Source organism: Roseibium hamelinense, assembly GCF_007830545.1.
GTDB lineage: Bacteria > Pseudomonadota > Alphaproteobacteria > Rhizobiales > Stappiaceae > Roseibium > Roseibium hamelinense.
The window spans coordinates 79,701-96,562 of the sequence record NZ_VLLF01000011.1 but is presented as its reverse complement, the minus strand read 5'-3'; the positions used below and the strand labels follow the sequence as shown (position 1 = coordinate 96,562).

The window sequence follows — 16,862 nt, the reverse complement described above, 5'->3', positions numbered from 1 at the left end:
GAACCGGATCAGGAAAATCTAAACTCAGTGATATGATGATAAGTTTCACCGGACTGCAATAAGACATTAGGGAAATTTGCATGATTTGGCGCATCCGGCCAGCCTTGAGTTTCCAGGCACAGGCCGGCGTGCGGACCGTAGGCCTCCCCTGCTAAACCCGGGCTGGTTCCACTCAAGCCAGCAGCATCATAGATATGCAATCCGGGTTCGGTGGTCCAAACCTCCATGCGTGTGTCTTCATCGGGACTTTCCAGCGCTGCGGCGAAGACCGGTTCGCTCCGCTTTTGGCTGCTAAGGCAGAATGTGTGGTCCAGCAGTTCACCTGCCCGGCCGCCCGTGGCAATGACGCGGTTCTCCTGAAAATCGAATGGTGTCCACGCCACTTTCCGAACCTCTCCTGTCGGAATTTTCCGGGCATCGACAGGCAGATAGCTGTCGGCGGCAACTTCTAGCCTATGGCGCAGCACAGAAGGGCTCTGATTCAGGTTAAAGTAGCTGTGCTGGGTCAGGTTGACGGGAGTCGCTTTGTCAGTCGTCGCCGTAATCTTAACCCGTAAGGCACCGGATCCAGTCAACGTATAGCGCAGCAGCGTTTCCAGTCGCCCAGGATAGCCTTGGTCGCCGTCCTCTGACACAAGCTTGAACAAAACGCTGGCTTTGTCATGTTGTTCAATAGCCCATGTCCGCTTGGAGAAACCGGTCATGCCGCCATGTAAATGAGTGGTCCCACTTTCATTGATGTCCAGCTGGACAGTCTGGCAATCTACAAGACAACGGCCTTCAGAAATCCGGTTCGCACATCGGCCGATGATGGCCCCGACGTACCCCGGCTCTGTCAAATATGGTTCTAGTTCTGAATAGCCTAAGACAACGCTTTGGCCATCGAACCGCAAGTCCCGGATGATCCCGCCATAGGTCAGGACATCGGCTTCCAGAGCGCCCTTCTTTAGGGTGATCTCCTGAACTTCCCGCCCGTTTGGCAAGTGTCCGAACGTGCGGATCATTTGTTGGCCTTCTGAAGGTATCGAATGAAACAATCGGGCATCGACTGGTGGGCCGTACATACCTGCCCGCAGCGATGAACTTTCGCCGAACTAGATTGTTTGATTGTACGCACCGACTTCCGGGTTTTCGCGCAGCACTGCGTCGACAGCCTGGAACATCTCGTGAAGACGTTCCTTTGAAGAAGGGCTCTCTACAACCACGACCAACTCCGGTTTGTTCGAAGAGGCACGAACAAGGCCCCATGTTCCGTCTCCGGTAACGACCCGTACTCCGTTGACTGTTATCAAATCAGTGATTTCATGCCCTCCAATTTTTTCACCTTTGGACTTCATGTCCTCAAACCGGGCAACGACGCGATCAACCACATCGTACTTGATTTCGTCAGGACAATGCGGCGACATCGTTGGAGAGCCCCATGTCATCGGTAGGTCACGGCGCAGATCTGCCATTGTCTTATCCGGGTTGCGATCCATCATATCCAAGATTGCAATGGCCGAGACCAGACCATCGTCATAGCCGCGCCCGATAGGCGGATTGAAGAAGTAATGGCCTGACTTTTCAAAGCCAACGATTGCATCAAGCTCTTTAACCCTGCGCTTGATATAAGAGTGACCGGTTTTGAAATAATCGGTCACCGCACCGTTCTCTTTCAGAACCGGATCGGTATTGAACAGGCCGGTCGATTTCACATCTACAACAAATTTGGAGCCGTGATGAAGCGCAGAAATGTCGCGCGCCAGCATCACGCCAACCTTGTCGGCAAAAATCTCTTCGCCTTCATTGTCGACAACCCCGCACCGATCTCCGTCACCATCGAAACCAAGACCGACTTCGGCCCCAGTCTCTAGAACCTTGTCGCGTAGCGCATGAAGCATCTTCATGTCTTCAGGATTTGGATTGTAGCGAGGGAAGGTATGATCCAATTCCGCATCCAGCGGAATAACATCCGCGCCAAGCGCTTCGAGAACTTTCGGAGCAAAAGCTCCGGCCGTTCCATTTCCGCAGGCGGCCACGACCTTGATCGGACGCTTGAGTTTGGCACGGCCTGTCAGGTCCTTGATATAGATGTCGGGGAAATTTTCAACAAACCGGTAACTTCCGCCACTTTTTAGAACAAACTGGCCTTCAAGAACAATTTCCTTAAGACGACCCATTTCATCCGGGCCAAAGGTCAGCGGGCGATCAATGCCCATTTTCACACCTGTCCAGCCATTATCGTTGTGGGAGGCCGTGATCATGGCGACGGCAGGCACATCCAGCGAAAATTGTGCAAAATACGCCATTGGCGACAGGGCCAACCCAATGTCGTGAACGTTGATCCCCGCTGCCAGCAAGCCATTGATGACAGCCATTTTAATCGACGCAGAGTAGCCGCGAAAATCGTGGCCGACGACAATATCCGGTCGGATACCACGTTCGTTCATTAGTGTGCCGATTCCCATGCCGAGGGCCTGCATGCCCATCAAGTTGATCTCTTTTTCAAAGAGCCAACGCGCATCATACTCACGAAAACCAGTTGGTTTGACCATCGGCTGGGATTCGTAGGCGAGCGTATTCGGCGTGAGCGCTGCGACCGGCTTCAAAAACATACAAAACCTCTTGAAAAGCAGAGAAATTCAGAACGCGGTTGCCTGTGAATTTATTGGACCAGCACCAAAGTGTCATCCGAAATATCGAAACCCTCCAACCGGCCTAAAGCAGACATCCCGAGCAGCGGAACCCCCAAGCGGTCGTCTTTTAGGACCATAGCTTCGACATTTTTAAGACGGATCGGGCCAATTTTCAGATCGCGCACGGTAACGCTGGCTGCATAGGTGACTCCATTCGCCGTGTTCACCGGTTGTTTGAAATCCGAAGGCTGAACAAAGATGCCCGCACGGCGAGCCACTTTTTCCGGAAGAGCCAGGGTAGACGCACCGGTATCAACCAGCATGGTGACGAAGCGGCCGTTCAACTCGGCTTCGGTCATATATTGACCGTTGACCGCTTTTGCGATTTCAAAGCGCCGACCTGAGACGGTTGGTTCTTGCGCCGCTTTCAGCTCGTTGGTGCTGGCCGCGGGGGTCGGTGCTGTCCGGTACTTTTCAAAGTAGTAGGGAACCAGCGGCGCAACAGCGGCAATAAGAACTGCGATGATCAGAATTCGGAACATGACCCAGCCAGACGTCTCAATACCGGGACCCTACACCAGCTGCCTTATCATTCCGTGAAGGCAATTGGATAGGTTGATCGTCGGCTTGGGGCAAACCATCAAAACGAATGAAACGGCGCACGGGGGACGCGCGCCGCGATGCAATCGTGGCCTTACTTGGTTCCGTACATGCGGTCCCCGGCATCTCCAAGCCCCGGCACAATATAGCCTTTTTCGTTCAAACGCTCGTCGATTGACGCAGTATAGATCGGGACATCCGGATGTGATTCGTTGAACTTACCGACCCCTTCCGGAGAAGCAAGCAGACATAAGAACCGAACGTTGTTGGCACCGCGGTCTTTGAGTTTCTGAACTGCGGATATCGCCGAGTTTGCCGTGGCCAGCATGGGATCGACAACGATCACAAGCCGCTCGTTCAGATCCTCAGGCGCTTTGAAATAGTATTCAACCGGCTGAAGGGTTTCCGGATCGCGGTAGAGCCCGATATGCGCCACGCGGGCAGAGGGAACCAGGTCCAGCATGCCTTCCAATAGCCCGTTGCCTGCGCGCAAGACCGATGCGAAGACAAGCTTTTTTCCCGCAAGCATCGGCGCTTGCATTTCCGCGAGCGGGGTTTCGATTGTTTGGCGCACCAAGGGCAAATCACGTGTGACTTCATAGCAAAGCAGGGTCGAAATCTCGCGCAGCAGACGCCGGAAACCCTGGGTGGAAGTCCCCTTGTCGCGCATGATGGTAAGTTTGTGCTGCACGAGCGGATGGCTGATTACGTTGGCTCCGGACATGTCTGCCTCTCTTCCTTGGGTCGGCGGTTTCGCGCTGCCTAGCAAAACGGTTTTTCTTGTATCGTGCTATGCCCCGAATGGAAGCCAATGAACACCCCTTGGGTCCATCATTTTGTCAAGATCGGACCAAAGCTGAGGCTTTTCCAATCTTAGCTTACGACACATCGGCTGCGTCCCGGCTTCGATGAGACAGGCCATAGGCAAGGTATCGGAACCGACCTCCAGTTTTTGACGAACACTGCTTGCCACCAACTTGCTTGCAGCCATGGTTGCAGCTCTCAGCTCGCACGCGGCGAGAGTCGGATCGGCACCTTCTGTTCGGCTCAAAAGCCCTGACTCTTTGAAAAGCGCCGCATGACCCGTGTCTGAGGGCGCAGGCAAAACATCCAAGGATATCATGCCAAAACCTGTCCAGCCGAAGGGTTCTATGAGATTGAGACACACGGCTCCGGCCGGCAAATGAAATGACCACAGGTCTGCGCCTTCATTTGTGTTTTCGAGCGACGACGCCCAGACGTCCCCCAGAATGCGGTCTTTTTCGACCGCACCGCCATCCCAGATCGCTGTCAGGCCGTCGAATACTGCATCAAGCAAAACACCTGCATCAATATTTGGGCTTACGAGTTCACTGCGTAGCTTATTTGCGATGTTGCCGGGCCGAATGCCGTCGCTGTCTTCAAACAGGTCCGTGCGAATCGCGATCAACTCGCCCAGCCTTCGAAACTGCCGCGCAAGGGCATTTGCAGCGTTGGCTCCCTGCCCGTTTTCGAATTGAAACCCGGCAGACACCTCGTCTGCGGTGACCCGGCTAAGGGCATAGGCATCGGCTCGCATCGGAGCAGAAGGATCAGACGAAAACACTCCTGACCCGAACATGACCGCCGTAGCAACGGATTTCGCAGAAACTCCCTCCAAGCGCGCACCCGACATCGGGTCTAGAAAGGTCCAATCAGCCGGCAGCCGGATATCCGCAAGCGCACACAAGATTGCGAGATCGCTTGCAGATCGGAAAAAATCTGTCTCTGTCGCAAAGCCCTGAGCGCTCGCCAGAACACCAAACCTGTCGACGTTTTGGCCCTCCAGGGCACGCCAACAGCTTTTTGGCGGGATTTGCATATCCGGATAGCTTTTCTGCATCTGCTCCATAATTCGGTCTGCCAGCGCGTTAAGCGCATGCGGGTGGAACATCACAGTATTGAACCCATTACCGAGAAGCAGCCTTTCCAAATCCTTTTGAACCTCGCGGAAGACACTGCTGGAGAGGATGTCCGGCTTGTTTCCGTTTTGTCGTGCAGTGTCCATGTAACCTGCTTCGTTGGGTGTAGTTTCATATTTTATGAGCATTATCGCTTCATAGAACCCCATACCGCATTGTCCAGATACAAATGTTCTGTAGATTGGCATTTGTTACAAGCAATGGGTTTATGAAGATACTTGTGAAATGACAGGATTTGTTTCGATCCTCGCCCTTCTGGCCGGCTCCGGACTTCTTCTTCTTGCCGGGGGGCTGCACGGTTTGCTTCTGCCAGTCCGAGGCCTTGAAGAGGGGTTTTCCGATGGAGACCTTGGCTTGTTGGGAGCAGGCTGGGCGGCCGGATACGTGGCCGGTTGCCTCCTTGCGCCGATGGTGGTGAAACGTGTTGGCCATATTCGGGCATTCGGTGTGTTGTCATCTTTGGCCGCTATCAGTGTCCTCTTGAACCTGTTGTTCATCGAACCAGTCTTCTGGGTAGTCTTGAGAGCTGTAAGCGGTTTTTGCTTTGCCGGCGCCGCCATGATCGTTGAGAGCTGGCTGAACGAGCGCGCAACGCCACAAAACCGGGGTAAGGTTTTCGGCATTTACACAATGATCAATCTGGGAGCCACCACTGCTGGCCAGATGTTGCTCACTCTTGGCGATACAACGGGCTACGCGTTTTTCATAATCGGGTCGATCATCTATTCGCTGGCTTTGTTGCCCACGGCACTGTCTACGGCCGCAACACCCGCACCACTGACGCAAGCAAAACTGGATCCGGTTACACTCTGGAAAAATTCGCCGATCGCGGTCGTCGCGATTTTCCTCGTCGGTATATCAAACGGTGCCTTTGGCAGTTTAGGTGCTGTTTATGGCAAGCGCATCGGTCTGGATGTTACCGAAATCGCGATAATGATGAGCCTTGCACTTCTTGCTGGCGCCATGATCCAGATCCCCGTGGGATTTGCCTCAGACCGGCTCGACCGGCGGATTGTGCTGATTGCTATGGCAGTGTGTGCCATGGCGCTCGGCGGAGCACTTTCCCTGCTCGGCGGAGGCGATCCGATTACGACAATTGCACTGATCGGATTATTCGGTGGAATGATCTATTCGATGTACCCGGTCATCGTTGCGCATGCCAGCGATCATGCAGACCCTGGAGATTTCCTGAAAACAAGCGGCGGGTTGCTATTGCTGTTCGGCATTGGAACCATGGTCGGCCCCATCGCTGCATCGCTGCTCATGTCCCTCACCTATCCGGGGGCGCTGTTTCAGGTCACAGCCACAGCCCATTTGAGCATGATCCTGTTCGCCATTTGGCGGATCAGCAAGCGCGCCCCCGTCACCGGTGAGGAAAAAACGGAGTTTGTACCCGTTATCGCCACCGCCCGCCCCTCGACGCCTGAAACAGCCGTCCTCGATCCTCGTCTTGACGCTGATGAAGCTAGGCTGGAGCAATCCAGGGACAATTAAAGGCCTGCGTTTTTCTGTGCGCTTCCGAGCCGAACCATCAGGCGTTGGCGCGTGGCTTCATCGCAAAAGGCAGCTTCAATGGCGGTGCGTGAAATGGCGATTTGATCGTTTTCTGACCAATTGAAGGTATTGGAAACGGAGGAATACTCTTTTCCCAGCGTCGTGCCGAAAAAGGGCGGATCATCGGAATTGAGGGTGATGCGCACACCGCGATTTTTCAAGATATTGATGGGATGAAATCGCAAGACCGGGTAGACGCCTAACGCTACGTTGGATCCGGGACAAGTTTCCAAGACGATCTGCTCGTCAGCAAGCCGGTCGACCAGCGCCGCCTCCTCGACCGCGCGCACGCCATGACCGATACGTTTGACCTGAAAGAACTCAAGCGCGGCTTTAACGCTTTCAGGGCCACCGAACTCACCAGCATGAGCCGTGATCCCCAGCCCTGCCTCATTTGCCATCCGGAATGCCCTGGCAAAATTAGAGGGATGCCCCTCACGCTCGTCACCTGCCAGGCCGAAGCCGGACACCATAGGATGCGGCGAACCGATGACTTCCTTGACCACCCGCTCAACTGAGGCAGCGCCAAAGTGTCTGACGCCAATTGCGATCATACGACCTTCAATGCCAGTGTCGATCTTCGCACGCTCAATGCCTGCGGCGAGCCCCTCCACATAGGTGCGGTAGGAAAGACCGGCCGCCTGCGCGTGATCGGGTGAAATGAACACTTCGGCGTAAATGGTCCCTTCCGCAGCCAGCATCCGAAAATAGGTTTCGGCCAGCAAGCCGTAGTCAGCCGGTGTCTTGAACACCGAGCTGGCGAGATCATAGGCTTTAAGGAAGCTGGTGAAATCGGACCATATGTATTTGCCGTTGGGTCCGATTATACCTGAGACATCAATACCTTCGCGTTCCGCAAGGCGTTTGACCAACGAAGGCGGTGCGGCGCCTTCAATGTGACAATGCAGCTCGACCTTCGGCACCGATGAATGCGGAGTTGGCATAATCCGTTGCCCAATCCTCTCTACTGAATACCGCGCCAGGAACAGACGATAATTAAAAACCGCGCATGGGATTATCGTCAGATCTCTTCAGCCAATTGTCTGCCGACCACGTAGCGTTTCCATCGACCATGTGGACGGCATAGGCGTGCCGTGAACGGTCTGAGGTATTTGGCGCGGATCTGTGAGGCACCAAGCCATGTAGGATGACAAGCGTTCCCTTCGGCGCGATCAGCGGGGCATGTCGGTCTCCTGGAGCCATCGGGGTCTCATCCAGCTCCTCCATGGCAAGCGTTTCGCCATGATAATGAAAGCGGCGGCGGAGCGGCCCCTTATGGCCACCCGGCACGCCGTAAAGACCACCATTTGTGTCATCGGCATCTTCGAGCGCAAACCAGAAACCGGTGCAGGTCAGGGGATCTGTGTGAAGAAAGGTCGAGTCCTGATGGCAGTTCACCTCTCCGCCAATGTGCGGCGGTTTGAAGATATACATGGATTGCGCCAAGAGTGGATTGACGAGGCCTAAATCCGTTGCAGTGCGTTCCATTTTTGGGTCCCGGGAAAAAGCCTCGAAAACAGGATCCTCATCGTGGAGCGCATGTCCCACCTTGTTCAGCGCCAGGTGTTTATCCTTTGTGAGCTTGCCATCTTCGCCAAAGGCTTTCTCTTCAAAAAAGAAGTGTATGCTGTCACCACTTTTGCGGAAATAGTCGTCTTTGGCGTGTGCCTGCGCATTGGTTTCAAACACCGAGGCGACCGTTTGCGGGTCAAATGCATCTATGAGACCCGCCATCCGGGCACGCAGTTGATCACACTCGGCGGGCGACTTGTAACCGGTCAAAATCAGAAAACCATCTTCCTGGTAAGCCTGCTTCATATCGTCGGTCAAATGGCCGTCTTGGGTCGCTTGAAAATTTCGCGCTTCCAATGTGCTTCCTCCGCAAAATCAGTTTCTAAATAAAACTTTGCCCGTGTTTGCCCGGCTCAATGCCGAGATGCTTTGCAACGGTTTCGCCAATATCTGCAAATGTTTTCCGGCCTCCGATCGGCTTCCCGGACAGACCGGGACCAGTTGCAATGACCGGCACGTTTTCCCTCGTGTGATCGGTTCCGCGCCATGTCGGGTCGCAGCCGTGGTCCGCGGTCAGAATTAAGAGATCACCATCTTTCAGGGCATCAATCATTTCGGGCAGCCGTTGATCGAAATGTTCCAGCGCCGCCGCGTATCCTGGCACGTCCCGGCGGTGACCGTAGAGCGAGTCAAAGTCTATAAAGTTTGCAAATATCAAATCGCCGTCCGAAGCAAGACTAAAGGCTTCGAGTGTCTTGTCGAACAGCTCCTCGTTCCCGGCACCTTTCAGAACATGGCTGACACCCTGATGGGCGAAGATATCCGAGATCTTGCCGATCCCGTAAACGGTCCGGCCTGCTGCAGCGAGGCGGTCAAGCACCGTGGGCTCGGGTGGCAAAACAGAATAGTCGCGGCGGTTGGCCGTTCTTTTGAAAGTCTTGGAATCATCCCCGTCGAACGGTCGCGCAATCACCCGGCCGATATTATACGGATTGGCGAGTTCGCGTGTGATTTCACAGAGTTTGTAAAGCCGGTCCAATCCGAAGTGGCTCTCATGGGCCGCAATCTGAATGACCGAATCGGCCGAAGTGTAGAATATTGGATGCCCGGTCCGGACATGTTCTTCACCCAGCTCCTCGATAATGACTGTGCCGGACGCGTGCTTGTTGCCCAAGACAGCCTCAATATCGGATCCTGCGATGACCGCATCAGTCAGCTCTGCCGGAAATGTCGGGATTGCCTCTGGAAAATATCCCCAATCGAAAAGCACCGGCACACCAGCAATTTCCCAGTGACCTGAGGGAGTGTCCTTCCCGTTTGAGACTTCCTCTGCATGCCCCCAAAGGCCGACGGGTTCGCCGGTAAAATCGAGACCTGGCACCGATATTCCATTTGATCTCTTGGCGGCAGCACCAAGCCCCAATCGATCGAGGTTGGGCAAACACAGGGGCCCCGTGCGAAGACCTTCCCGGTTACCGCGGCCCGCGGCGCACTCTTCCGCGATATGGCCGAGAGTATCCGAGCCCATGTCGCCGAATTTATCTGCATCCGGTGCACCGCCGATTCCGAAGCTGTCCAATACGCACAGTATCGCGCGAGGCATGTCACATTCCTTTTGTTTTCTACCAGCCGTCACATTGGAAAAAGCCGGGTCAGAATGCCCAACTGTCAGGGCTAGGCGCTAATTCGATCAACGACGCTTGGGCGGTCCGGTGCGTCGATAGCCTCTCCAATTGCGTAGGCTCGCCGAACAGCCTCGGCGGCAGCTTCGGCGGCTCCTTCGCTCTCTGCGTGGACAATTGCGATTGGCGAATCCGCATCAACCGTATTCCCGATGCCGGCAAGGCTCGTCAGACCCACCGTAGGGTCAATCACATCCGCGGCTGCTAGGCGACCGCCGCCCAGGGCAACAACCGCAATGCCGACAGCCCGGGCATCAATGCCGGTCACCACGCCCGCCTGCTCTGGGTAGACGGGGGCCTCGACCTTCGCCTTTGGCAAATACAGCTCTGCCTTTTCCATGAAATCGACCGGACCACCGAGGGCAGCGACCATCTTGCCGAAAACTTCGGCAGCACGGCCGCTCTCAAACGCCTCGCGCATTTGCTCACATCCGGCTTCTGCGGTTTCAGCCAGCCCGCCGGTTGCAAGCAATTCGCCGCCCTGCGCAACGGTGACATCCCAAAGCCGATTGTCGATCGCTGTTCCCTTCAGGAAATCAACTGCGTTTTGAACCTCCACAGCGTTACCGGCGGCTGATGCCAACGGTTCATTCATGTCCGTCAAAAGCGCGGTCGTTTTCAAACCGGCGCCGTTCGCTACGAGCACGAGGCTCTCGGCCAGGGCCCGCGCCTCCTCGAGCGTCGCCATGAAAGCGCCGGTGCCCCACTTGACGTCCAAGACGAGCCCCTGAAGTCCGGCTGCCAGCTTCTTAGACAAAATGGATGCCGTTATCAGGTCGACACTCTCAACCGTTCCAGTCACATCACGGATCGCATAAAAGCGCTTGTCGGCCGGCGCCAAATTGCCAGTCTGACCGATGACGGCGCAGCCGACCTCCTTGACGACCTTTTTGAACAGCGCATTGTCCGGCTGCGTCTGGTAGCCCGGGATCGTATCGAACTTGTCAAGCGTTCCGCCGGTATGCCCAAGACCGCGTCCGGAAATCATCGGAACCGCCGCGCCGCATGCAGCCAGGGCCGGAGCCAGCATGAGCGAGACATTGTCTCCGACACCACCTGTCGAGTGCTTGTCCAGCACCGGCGCTGATATGTTCGACCAGTCTAGGACTTCGCCGCTGTCGCGCATGGCAAGTGTCAGCGCAACCCGCTCATCTACTGTCAATCTTTGGAAATAGATGGCCATGGCGAGGGCCGCGACCTGGCCTTCTGTAACGGCTTCAGAGGCCAAGCCTTTTACAAAAAACTGGATCTCTTCGGGTGTCAGCTCGCCGCCATGGCGTTTTTTTCGAATGATTTCTTGAGGCAGCATGGGGTTAATACCCTTCTCCGGCTGTTGCATTGGTTCCGTCGAGCGCACCAATCAAGGCATCCAGCAAGCCGCTGGCTCCAAAACGGAATGTTTGGGCGGACACCCAATTGTGCCCTAAGATGCGATCTGCGAGTGCGAGATAATCCGCAGCATCCTGAACGGTCTTGATGCCGCCCGCAGGCTTGAAGCCAACGGACTTTTTATGATCGCGCCGAGCTTCTTCGATCGCTGTCAGCATGATTTCCGCCGCCTCGAGAGTGGCATTCGTTTCCACTTTCCCCGTTGACGTTTTGATGAAGTCGGCGCCTGCACCAATTGCTATTTGACAGCCTGAGTGTATCAGCAGCGGATCCTTTATTTCACCTGTCTCCAAAATGACTTTGAGGATTTTGGGCTGGGGGATCGCAGCCTTAACCTGAATGATCTGCTCTTCGGCAAAGCCTCTCCGCCCGTCCAGAAAGGCCCTGTACGGCATGACGAGGTCGATATCATCAGCACCGTCTGCAACTGCTTTCGCGGTCTCTGCGACGACATCCAGCGTTTCGGTGCCACCGGCAGGGAAATTGACAACGGTGGCAACCCGGACACCGGATCCAGACAGCTCGGCAACCGCCTGCGCAACGAATTGTGGCCAAATGCATACAGCAGCCACCGTGCCATGCGCCGTGACTGCCCGTTTGCACAACGCGGTGATGTCTTCGGCAGTGCAGTCATCATTTAGATTTGTGAGGTCAACCAGCGGCAGCGCGCGGGCTGCAACGTCCTTGGGGTCCATTGCCTCACTCATGACCGACCTCCTGAACAAACCCGCGTACCAGCTCTTTCATTCGGTCCATGCCGACTTGCGCCATCGACTTGGTTTCGTCATGCGACAGGCCATGCGCTTGAAGGCCCGCACCAAAATTGGTGATGACCGACATCGCGGCAACCCGCATGCCCAGAAAGCGCCCGATGATGACCTCAGGAACTGTCGACATGCCGACCGCATCTGCGCCAAGCATCTTGGCCATCTTGATTTCGGCGGGTGTTTCAAAAGTTGGGCCGGAGAACCACATGTAAGTGCCCTCTGAAATTCCCTGACCGGTTGTCTCGGCGACCTTGTGCATCGCTGCGCGCAAATCTGCATCATAGGCTGCGCTGAGATCCAAAAACCGGCGCTCGTCTTCCTCGCCTATCAAAGGATTGAGGCCGGACCAATTGATGTGATCAGAGATGAGCATGGGGCTGCCAGGTGCAACATCTTCACGCAACGAACCAGCCGCATTCGTGGCAAGCAGGATGTTGCAACCGAGCTCTTTCAGCGTCTCCACTGGTGTGCGCATCACCTGCGCATTGCCGCTCTCGTAATAGTGCGCGCGGCCCGACAGGATCACGACAGGAACGCCGGACATGGTCCCGGCCACCAGTTCACTGGAATGCGAGGTCACGGTCGAAACGGGAAACTCTGCCAAATGCCCATAAGGAATGCGGACAGCATCTTCCACTTCGTCCGCCATGGACCCAAGGCCAGAGCCGAGGATCATACCAACACGATAGCTGCCCGGACGGGCGGCGCGGACAATTTCCGCGCACTCGCGGCCAAAACCACTCATGGAGGGTCAGTCCTTCTTGTCTTCGAGTTCAAATGCTGCAGGAAGCAGCTCGTCCATTGTGAAACTGCGGCGGATACCGGAAAGATCCGCCACATGCACAACCAAATGTTCGGTGCCAAATTCCTTGAGGCGTTGCCTGCACATGCCACACGGCGTGCATAGCGCTGCGTCGCCGACGACAACGGCTTCAGCAATCTGCCTATAACCTGCGGCGATCAATGCGCCAACTGCGCCGCCTTCGGCGCATACGCTCACCGGATATGATGCGTTTTCAACGTTACATCCGGTGAAAATCGTTCCGTCAGGTGTCCGTAAAGCTGCACCGACCAGAAAGTTAGAATACGGTGCGTAGGCCTTTTCGCGAACAGCCCTTGCAGCCTCAAACAAAGCGTCAAGGTCACTCATGTACGCTCCTTCACGTATGGGATGCCGGCGGCTTTCGGAGGGATGGCCTTGCCAATGAACCCAGCCAGCAGAATTACGGTCAGGACGTAAGGAAGCGCCTGGAAGAACTGAACCGGAATCTCGCCAATCCCTGCAATCTCCTGTCCTTGCAGACGGATCGCAGCCGCGTCCAGAAAACCAAACAGCAAACAGGCAAACATTGCATTGCGTGGCTGCCACTTGGCAAAAATCAGGGCTGCCAGTGCAATGAAACCCTTACCAGCGGTCATGTTTGCGATGAACCCGGCAGACTGGGCAATTGAGAGATAGGCACCAGCAAAACCGCAAAGGACACCGCACATGATGACCGCCCGATAGCGCAGCCAAATGACCGAAATGCCAGCCGTATCGACAGCGGCCGGGTTCTCGCCAACCGCACGGAGCCGAAGTCCAAACCGGGTTTTAAAAAGAATCCACCATGTCAGGGGCACGGCAGCAAAAGCCGCGTAAACAAGTATATTATGCCCCGAGATAAGCTCTCCGTATAGCGGACCGATGTATGGAACATCGCGGACGGCTTCGGCAAACGGCAACTCGATATTCGTAAACCGCCCTCCTTCGGGAAGCGGCGGCGTACGCCCCCCTTGGCGGAACCAGGCTTGCCCCAGCAAAGCGGTCAATCCCGCAGCCAGGAAGTTGATTGCAACGCCTGAAACAATCTGATTTCCGCGGTTAGAGATCGACGCAAAACCGTGAATCAGCGCCAGACCGATGGAAACGCCAATACCGGCCAATAGGCCGAGGAAGGCGTTGCCGCTGATGTAGCCAACCGCAGCTGCCCCGAAGGCGGCGCCTAGCATCTTGCCCTCCAGGCCGATGTCAACCACACCGGCACGCTCCGAATAAAGTCCAGCGAGACACGCCAGAAGAAGGGGCGTTGACAATCGTACTGTTGAATCAAGGAGGAGGATCAGGGTCTCAAACATATCCGGCTCCTTATCCTGTCTGTGCAGCGTTCAAACGCCGCATCGTGAAGAACTGAACGAGAGCGGGCCGGAACATGTGCTCCAGGGCTCCGGCGAACAGGATGACAAGACCCTGGATGACGACAATCATGTCCCGGGTAATGGTCGGAATCTCGAATGAGAGTTCGGCTCCTCCCTGATACAGCATGCCAAAGAGCACTGCCGCGAGAACAATTCCGATGGGATGGGCGCGCCCCATCAATGCGACAGCAATCCCGACAAAACCATATCCTGTGACGAATTCGATGAGGAGGCGGTGCTGCGATCCCATGATCTCATTCATCGCCATCATGCCGGCCAACCCGCCCGAGATCAGCATTGTCACGACGATGGTCCTAACCGGCGAAATCCCCGCATAAACTGCGGCGGTCGGATTCGCACCGAACGACCGGATCTCGTACCCAAGCCGCGTCCGCCAGATCAAAAGCCAAACCCCAAAACATGCAATCAAGCCAAGAACGAGCGACAGATTGACGGGCGCTGTCCCAAAGTCTGCAAATGGGATGAAGTCGTTCAGGAACGGAAGACGCCCGCCATCTTCGAAAGTTCGGGTTTCGGGTTGCATAGAGCCGGCTTCGCCAATCACGTTGACCAGCAAATACACCATCAGGGACGCAGCAATGAAATTGAACATGATCGTGGTGATCACGATGTGGCTGCCACGCGTCGCTTGCAGCCAAGCTGGAATGAAAGCCCAGGCCGCACCCGCCAGCGCTGCTCCAACAATTGCAAATGGCATTGTCACCCACCAGGGCACCACCTGATCCAAAGCGAGACAGGCAAACGCGACGCCTAAACCACCAATATACGCCTGCCCTTCGCCTCCGATATTGAACAGACCCGCATGGAAGGCGACGGCGACAGCGAGGCCGGTAAATATGAAATTGGTGGCGTAGAACAGGGTAAATCCAACCCCTTCTCCAAAGCCTAGCGCCCCCCAAAGCAAGACCTGCACGACTTCGATCGGGTTCTCGCCGATAATCAGCACCACAAGACCCGACACCAGGAACGCGGCCGTGAGATTTAGCAGCGGGATGAGGCCGAAGTCGACCCAACGCGGCAGTTGTCCGGCGTTCATGACGCTTCTCCTTCTACACCTGCCATCAAAAGACCTAGCTCGCCCTCACTTGCGTCCGGTCCGCGTTCACCCACAATCCGGCCGTCAAACATCACCAGAATGCGATCTGACAAACCTCTGATCTCATCCAATTCGACCGAAACCAGCAGAACACCCTTCGCGGCATCACGCATTTCAATCAGCCGTTTGTGAATGAATTCGATCGCGCCAATATCGACACCGCGGGTTGGCTGACCGACCAGCAAAACCTGAGGATCACGTTCGATTTCACGGGCCAGAACGATTTTTTGCTGATTACCGCCTGAGAAGTTTGCCGTTTTCAGCAGTGGATTTGGGGGGCGAATATCATAGCGCTCGATTTCTGTTTGTGCGGTCTTTTTGATCGCCGCCAAATCAAGGAAGACCCCGTTGGAGTATTCCGGATCGTGGTGATAGCCCAGGATCGCGTTCTCATATTCAGGAAAGCTGGTAACAAGCCCCATCCTGTGACGGTCCTCAGGCACGTGTCCCATGCTGAGCTGACGCATTTCAGCGGGGTCAATAATGCGATCGGCGAGGTCGATCACTTGGCCCCCGATACGCAAGGTGCCAGACGTAGCGCGCCGAATGCCCGCCAAAGTCTCAAGCAATTCAGACTGACCGTTTCCGGAAACCCCGGCGATCCCGACGATCTCACCAGCGCGTACTTCAAAGGAGACATCCTTTACGACTTGAACGCCGCGGCTATCGGTGACGGTCAGATTTTCGATCGCCAGCACCGTGTCCGAAGGCTGGGCCTGTTCTTTTTCCACGCGAAGAAGCACGCTGCGTCCGACCATCAGCTCGGCCAATTCAGACATGGAGGTTTGAGAGGTCTCGCGCGTTGCCACCATTTCGCCGCGCCGCATGACGGATACAGTGTCGGTTATAGCCATGATTTCCCGCAGTTTATGCGTAATCAAAAGCACGGTTTTGCCTTCATCGCGCAGCACTTCGAGGATTTTGAAAAGGTGGTCGGCCTCTGCGGGTGTCAAAACACCGGTCGGTTCGTCGAGGATAAGGATGTCTGCGCCGCGGAAAAGCGCTTTGAGAATTTCGACCCGCTGCTGCAAACCAACCGGCAAGTCTTGTACAATCGCATCCGGATCGACGCGCAGCTCATATTCTTCTTCAAGCCGGCGGAGCTCCTGCCGCGCCTTATCCACGCCGCCGGCCAGACGTGCGCCTCCTTCTGCGCCCAAAATGACGTTTTCAAGTACCGAAAAATTATCGACCAGCATAAAATGCTGATGAACCATGCCGATTCCGAGCGAAATCGCTGACTTTGAATCGGGGATCGAGACTTTGTTGCCATTGATGACAATGTCGCCATCATCCGCGTGGTAGAACCCGTACAGGATCGACATCAGGGTGGATTTGCCCGCCCCATTCTCGCCGATGATTCCGTGAATGGAACCTTTCTTCACAACAAGATCGATATTCCGGTTCGCATGAACAGGTCCAAAACGCTTGTTGATTTTGCGCAGTTCAATTGCCGGCGTCCCGTTCATACCGCCCCCCGCGGTTGCTGGCATGTTGTTATCATTGGTTTA

Annotated in this window: 16 protein-coding genes; 1 reads left to right on the top strand and 15 read right to left on the bottom strand. The window is 55.5% G+C overall.

Annotated features, from left to right (window positions below; genetic code table 11):
- Nucleotides 1-8: 8 nt before the first annotated feature.
- The 5 genes from JM93_RS19395 to JM93_RS19375 form a co-directional block, all read right to left on the bottom strand.
- On the bottom strand, nt 9-1,004 hold the full coding sequence (locus JM93_RS19395) for an aldose epimerase family protein (protein WP_145346942.1): 996 nt from the start codon (nt 1,002-1,004) through the stop codon (nt 9-11).
- 90 nt (nt 1,005-1,094) lie between these two features.
- Complete coding sequence (locus JM93_RS19390) at nt 1,095-2,594, bottom strand: phosphomannomutase/phosphoglucomutase (protein ID WP_145346940.1); 1,500 nt, start codon at nt 2,592-2,594, stop codon at nt 1,095-1,097.
- A 50-nt stretch (nt 2,595-2,644) separates the two neighbouring features.
- Nucleotides 2,645-3,157, bottom strand: coding sequence for a retropepsin-like aspartic protease family protein (locus JM93_RS19385; protein ID WP_145346938.1), 513 nt, complete (start codon nt 3,155-3,157; stop codon nt 2,645-2,647).
- 152 nt (nt 3,158-3,309) lie between these two features.
- The gene (gene upp, locus JM93_RS19380) at nt 3,310-3,939 is read right to left on the bottom strand and encodes a uracil phosphoribosyltransferase (RefSeq protein ID WP_145346936.1); all 630 of its coding nucleotides are present in this window, start codon (nt 3,937-3,939) and stop codon (nt 3,310-3,312) included.
- Between the two features lie 66 nt (nt 3,940-4,005).
- Nucleotides 4,006-5,241, bottom strand: a complete 1,236-nt coding sequence (locus JM93_RS19375) for a DUF1688 family protein (RefSeq protein ID WP_170230761.1) — start codon at nt 5,239-5,241, stop codon at nt 4,006-4,008.
- Nucleotides 5,242-5,380: 139 nt separating this feature from the next.
- Here JM93_RS19375 and JM93_RS19370 point away from each other — a divergent pair, with 139 nt between their 5' ends.
- A complete protein-coding gene (locus JM93_RS19370) occupies nt 5,381-6,649 on the top strand; it encodes an MFS transporter (protein ID WP_145346932.1) in 1,269 nt (422 codons plus the stop codon).
- Here the strand turns inward: JM93_RS19370 and JM93_RS19365 are convergent.
- From JM93_RS19365 to JM93_RS19320, 10 genes are all read right to left on the bottom strand, one after another.
- A complete protein-coding gene (locus tag JM93_RS19365; RefSeq protein ID WP_145346929.1) occupies nt 6,646-7,653 on the bottom strand; it encodes an adenosine deaminase in 1,008 nt (335 codons plus the stop codon). The two genes, JM93_RS19370 and JM93_RS19365, sit on opposite strands and share 4 nt — an antisense overlap.
- Nucleotides 7,654-7,705: 52 nt before the next feature.
- On the bottom strand, nt 7,706-8,578 hold the full coding sequence (locus JM93_RS19360) for a phytanoyl-CoA dioxygenase family protein (protein WP_145346927.1): 873 nt from the start codon (nt 8,576-8,578) through the stop codon (nt 7,706-7,708).
- A gap of 25 nt (nt 8,579-8,603) precedes the next feature.
- Complete coding sequence (locus tag JM93_RS19355) at nt 8,604-9,824, bottom strand: phosphopentomutase (protein ID WP_145346925.1); 1,221 nt, start codon at nt 9,822-9,824, stop codon at nt 8,604-8,606.
- Nucleotides 9,825-9,895: 71 nt separating this feature from the next.
- Entirely contained in the window at nt 9,896-11,212 is a 1,317-nt protein-coding gene (gene deoA, locus JM93_RS19350; RefSeq protein ID WP_145346923.1) for a thymidine phosphorylase, read from the bottom strand.
- Between the two features lie 4 nt (nt 11,213-11,216).
- Entirely contained in the window at nt 11,217-11,999 is a 783-nt protein-coding gene (deoC, locus tag JM93_RS19345) for a deoxyribose-phosphate aldolase (RefSeq protein ID WP_145346921.1), read from the bottom strand.
- A complete protein-coding gene (locus tag JM93_RS19340) occupies nt 11,992-12,804 on the bottom strand; it encodes a purine-nucleoside phosphorylase (protein ID WP_145346919.1) in 813 nt (270 codons plus the stop codon). The genes deoC and JM93_RS19340 overlap by 8 nt, the downstream gene beginning before the upstream one ends.
- Nucleotides 12,805-12,810: 6 nt before the next feature.
- Nucleotides 12,811-13,209 carry a cytidine deaminase gene (locus JM93_RS19335; protein ID WP_145346917.1) on the bottom strand — a complete coding sequence of 133 codons (399 nt, stop codon included), beginning with the start codon at nt 13,207-13,209 and terminating at the stop codon, nt 12,811-12,813.
- Entirely contained in the window at nt 13,206-14,174 is a 969-nt protein-coding gene (locus tag JM93_RS19330) for an ABC transporter permease (protein ID WP_145346915.1), read from the bottom strand. Before JM93_RS19330 ends, JM93_RS19335 begins: the two co-directional genes overlap by 4 nt.
- A gap of 10 nt (nt 14,175-14,184) precedes the next feature.
- A complete protein-coding gene (locus JM93_RS19325) occupies nt 14,185-15,291 on the bottom strand; it encodes an ABC transporter permease (protein ID WP_145346913.1) in 1,107 nt (368 codons plus the stop codon).
- Complete coding sequence (locus JM93_RS19320; protein ID WP_145347069.1) at nt 15,288-16,820, bottom strand: ABC transporter ATP-binding protein; 1,533 nt, start codon at nt 16,818-16,820, stop codon at nt 15,288-15,290. Before JM93_RS19320 ends, JM93_RS19325 begins: the two co-directional genes overlap by 4 nt.
- Nucleotides 16,821-16,862: the final 42 nt, after the last annotated feature.

Excerpts from the sequence above, each read along its gene's own strand:
- JM93_RS19395 (WP_145346942.1), bottom strand. The coding sequence starts at position 1,004 with ATGATCCGCACGTTCGGACACTTGCCAAACGGGCGGGAAGTTCAGGAG.
- JM93_RS19390 (WP_145346940.1), bottom strand. The coding sequence starts at position 2,594 with ATGTTTTTGAAGCCGGTCGCAGCGCTCACGCCGAATACGCTCGCCTAC.
- JM93_RS19385 (WP_145346938.1), bottom strand. The coding sequence starts at position 3,157 with ATGTTCCGAATTCTGATCATCGCAGTTCTTATTGCCGCTGTTGCGCCG.
- upp (WP_145346936.1), bottom strand. The coding sequence starts at position 3,939 with ATGTCCGGAGCCAACGTAATCAGCCATCCGCTCGTGCAGCACAAACTT.
- JM93_RS19375 (WP_170230761.1), bottom strand. The coding sequence starts at position 5,241 with ATGGACACTGCACGACAAAACGGAAACAAGCCGGACATCCTCTCCAGC.
- JM93_RS19370 (WP_145346932.1), top strand. The coding sequence starts at position 5,381 with ATGACAGGATTTGTTTCGATCCTCGCCCTTCTGGCCGGCTCCGGACTT.
- JM93_RS19365 (WP_145346929.1), bottom strand. The coding sequence starts at position 7,653 with ATGCCAACTCCGCATTCATCGGTGCCGAAGGTCGAGCTGCATTGTCAC.
- JM93_RS19355 (WP_145346925.1), bottom strand. The coding sequence starts at position 9,824 with ATGCCTCGCGCGATACTGTGCGTATTGGACAGCTTCGGAATCGGCGGT.
- deoA (WP_145346923.1), bottom strand. The coding sequence starts at position 11,212 with ATGCTGCCTCAAGAAATCATTCGAAAAAAACGCCATGGCGGCGAGCTG.
- deoC (WP_145346921.1), bottom strand. The coding sequence starts at position 11,999 with ATGAGTGAGGCAATGGACCCCAAGGACGTTGCAGCCCGCGCGCTGCCG.
- JM93_RS19340 (WP_145346919.1), bottom strand. The coding sequence starts at position 12,804 with ATGAGTGGTTTTGGCCGCGAGTGCGCGGAAATTGTCCGCGCCGCCCGT.
- JM93_RS19335 (WP_145346917.1), bottom strand. The coding sequence starts at position 13,209 with ATGAGTGACCTTGACGCTTTGTTTGAGGCTGCAAGGGCTGTTCGCGAA.
- JM93_RS19330 (WP_145346915.1), bottom strand. The coding sequence starts at position 14,174 with ATGTTTGAGACCCTGATCCTCCTCCTTGATTCAACAGTACGATTGTCA.
- JM93_RS19325 (WP_145346913.1), bottom strand. The coding sequence starts at position 15,291 with ATGAACGCCGGACAACTGCCGCGTTGGGTCGACTTCGGCCTCATCCCG.
- JM93_RS19320 (WP_145347069.1), bottom strand. The coding sequence starts at position 16,820 with ATGAACGGGACGCCGGCAATTGAACTGCGCAAAATCAACAAGCGTTTT.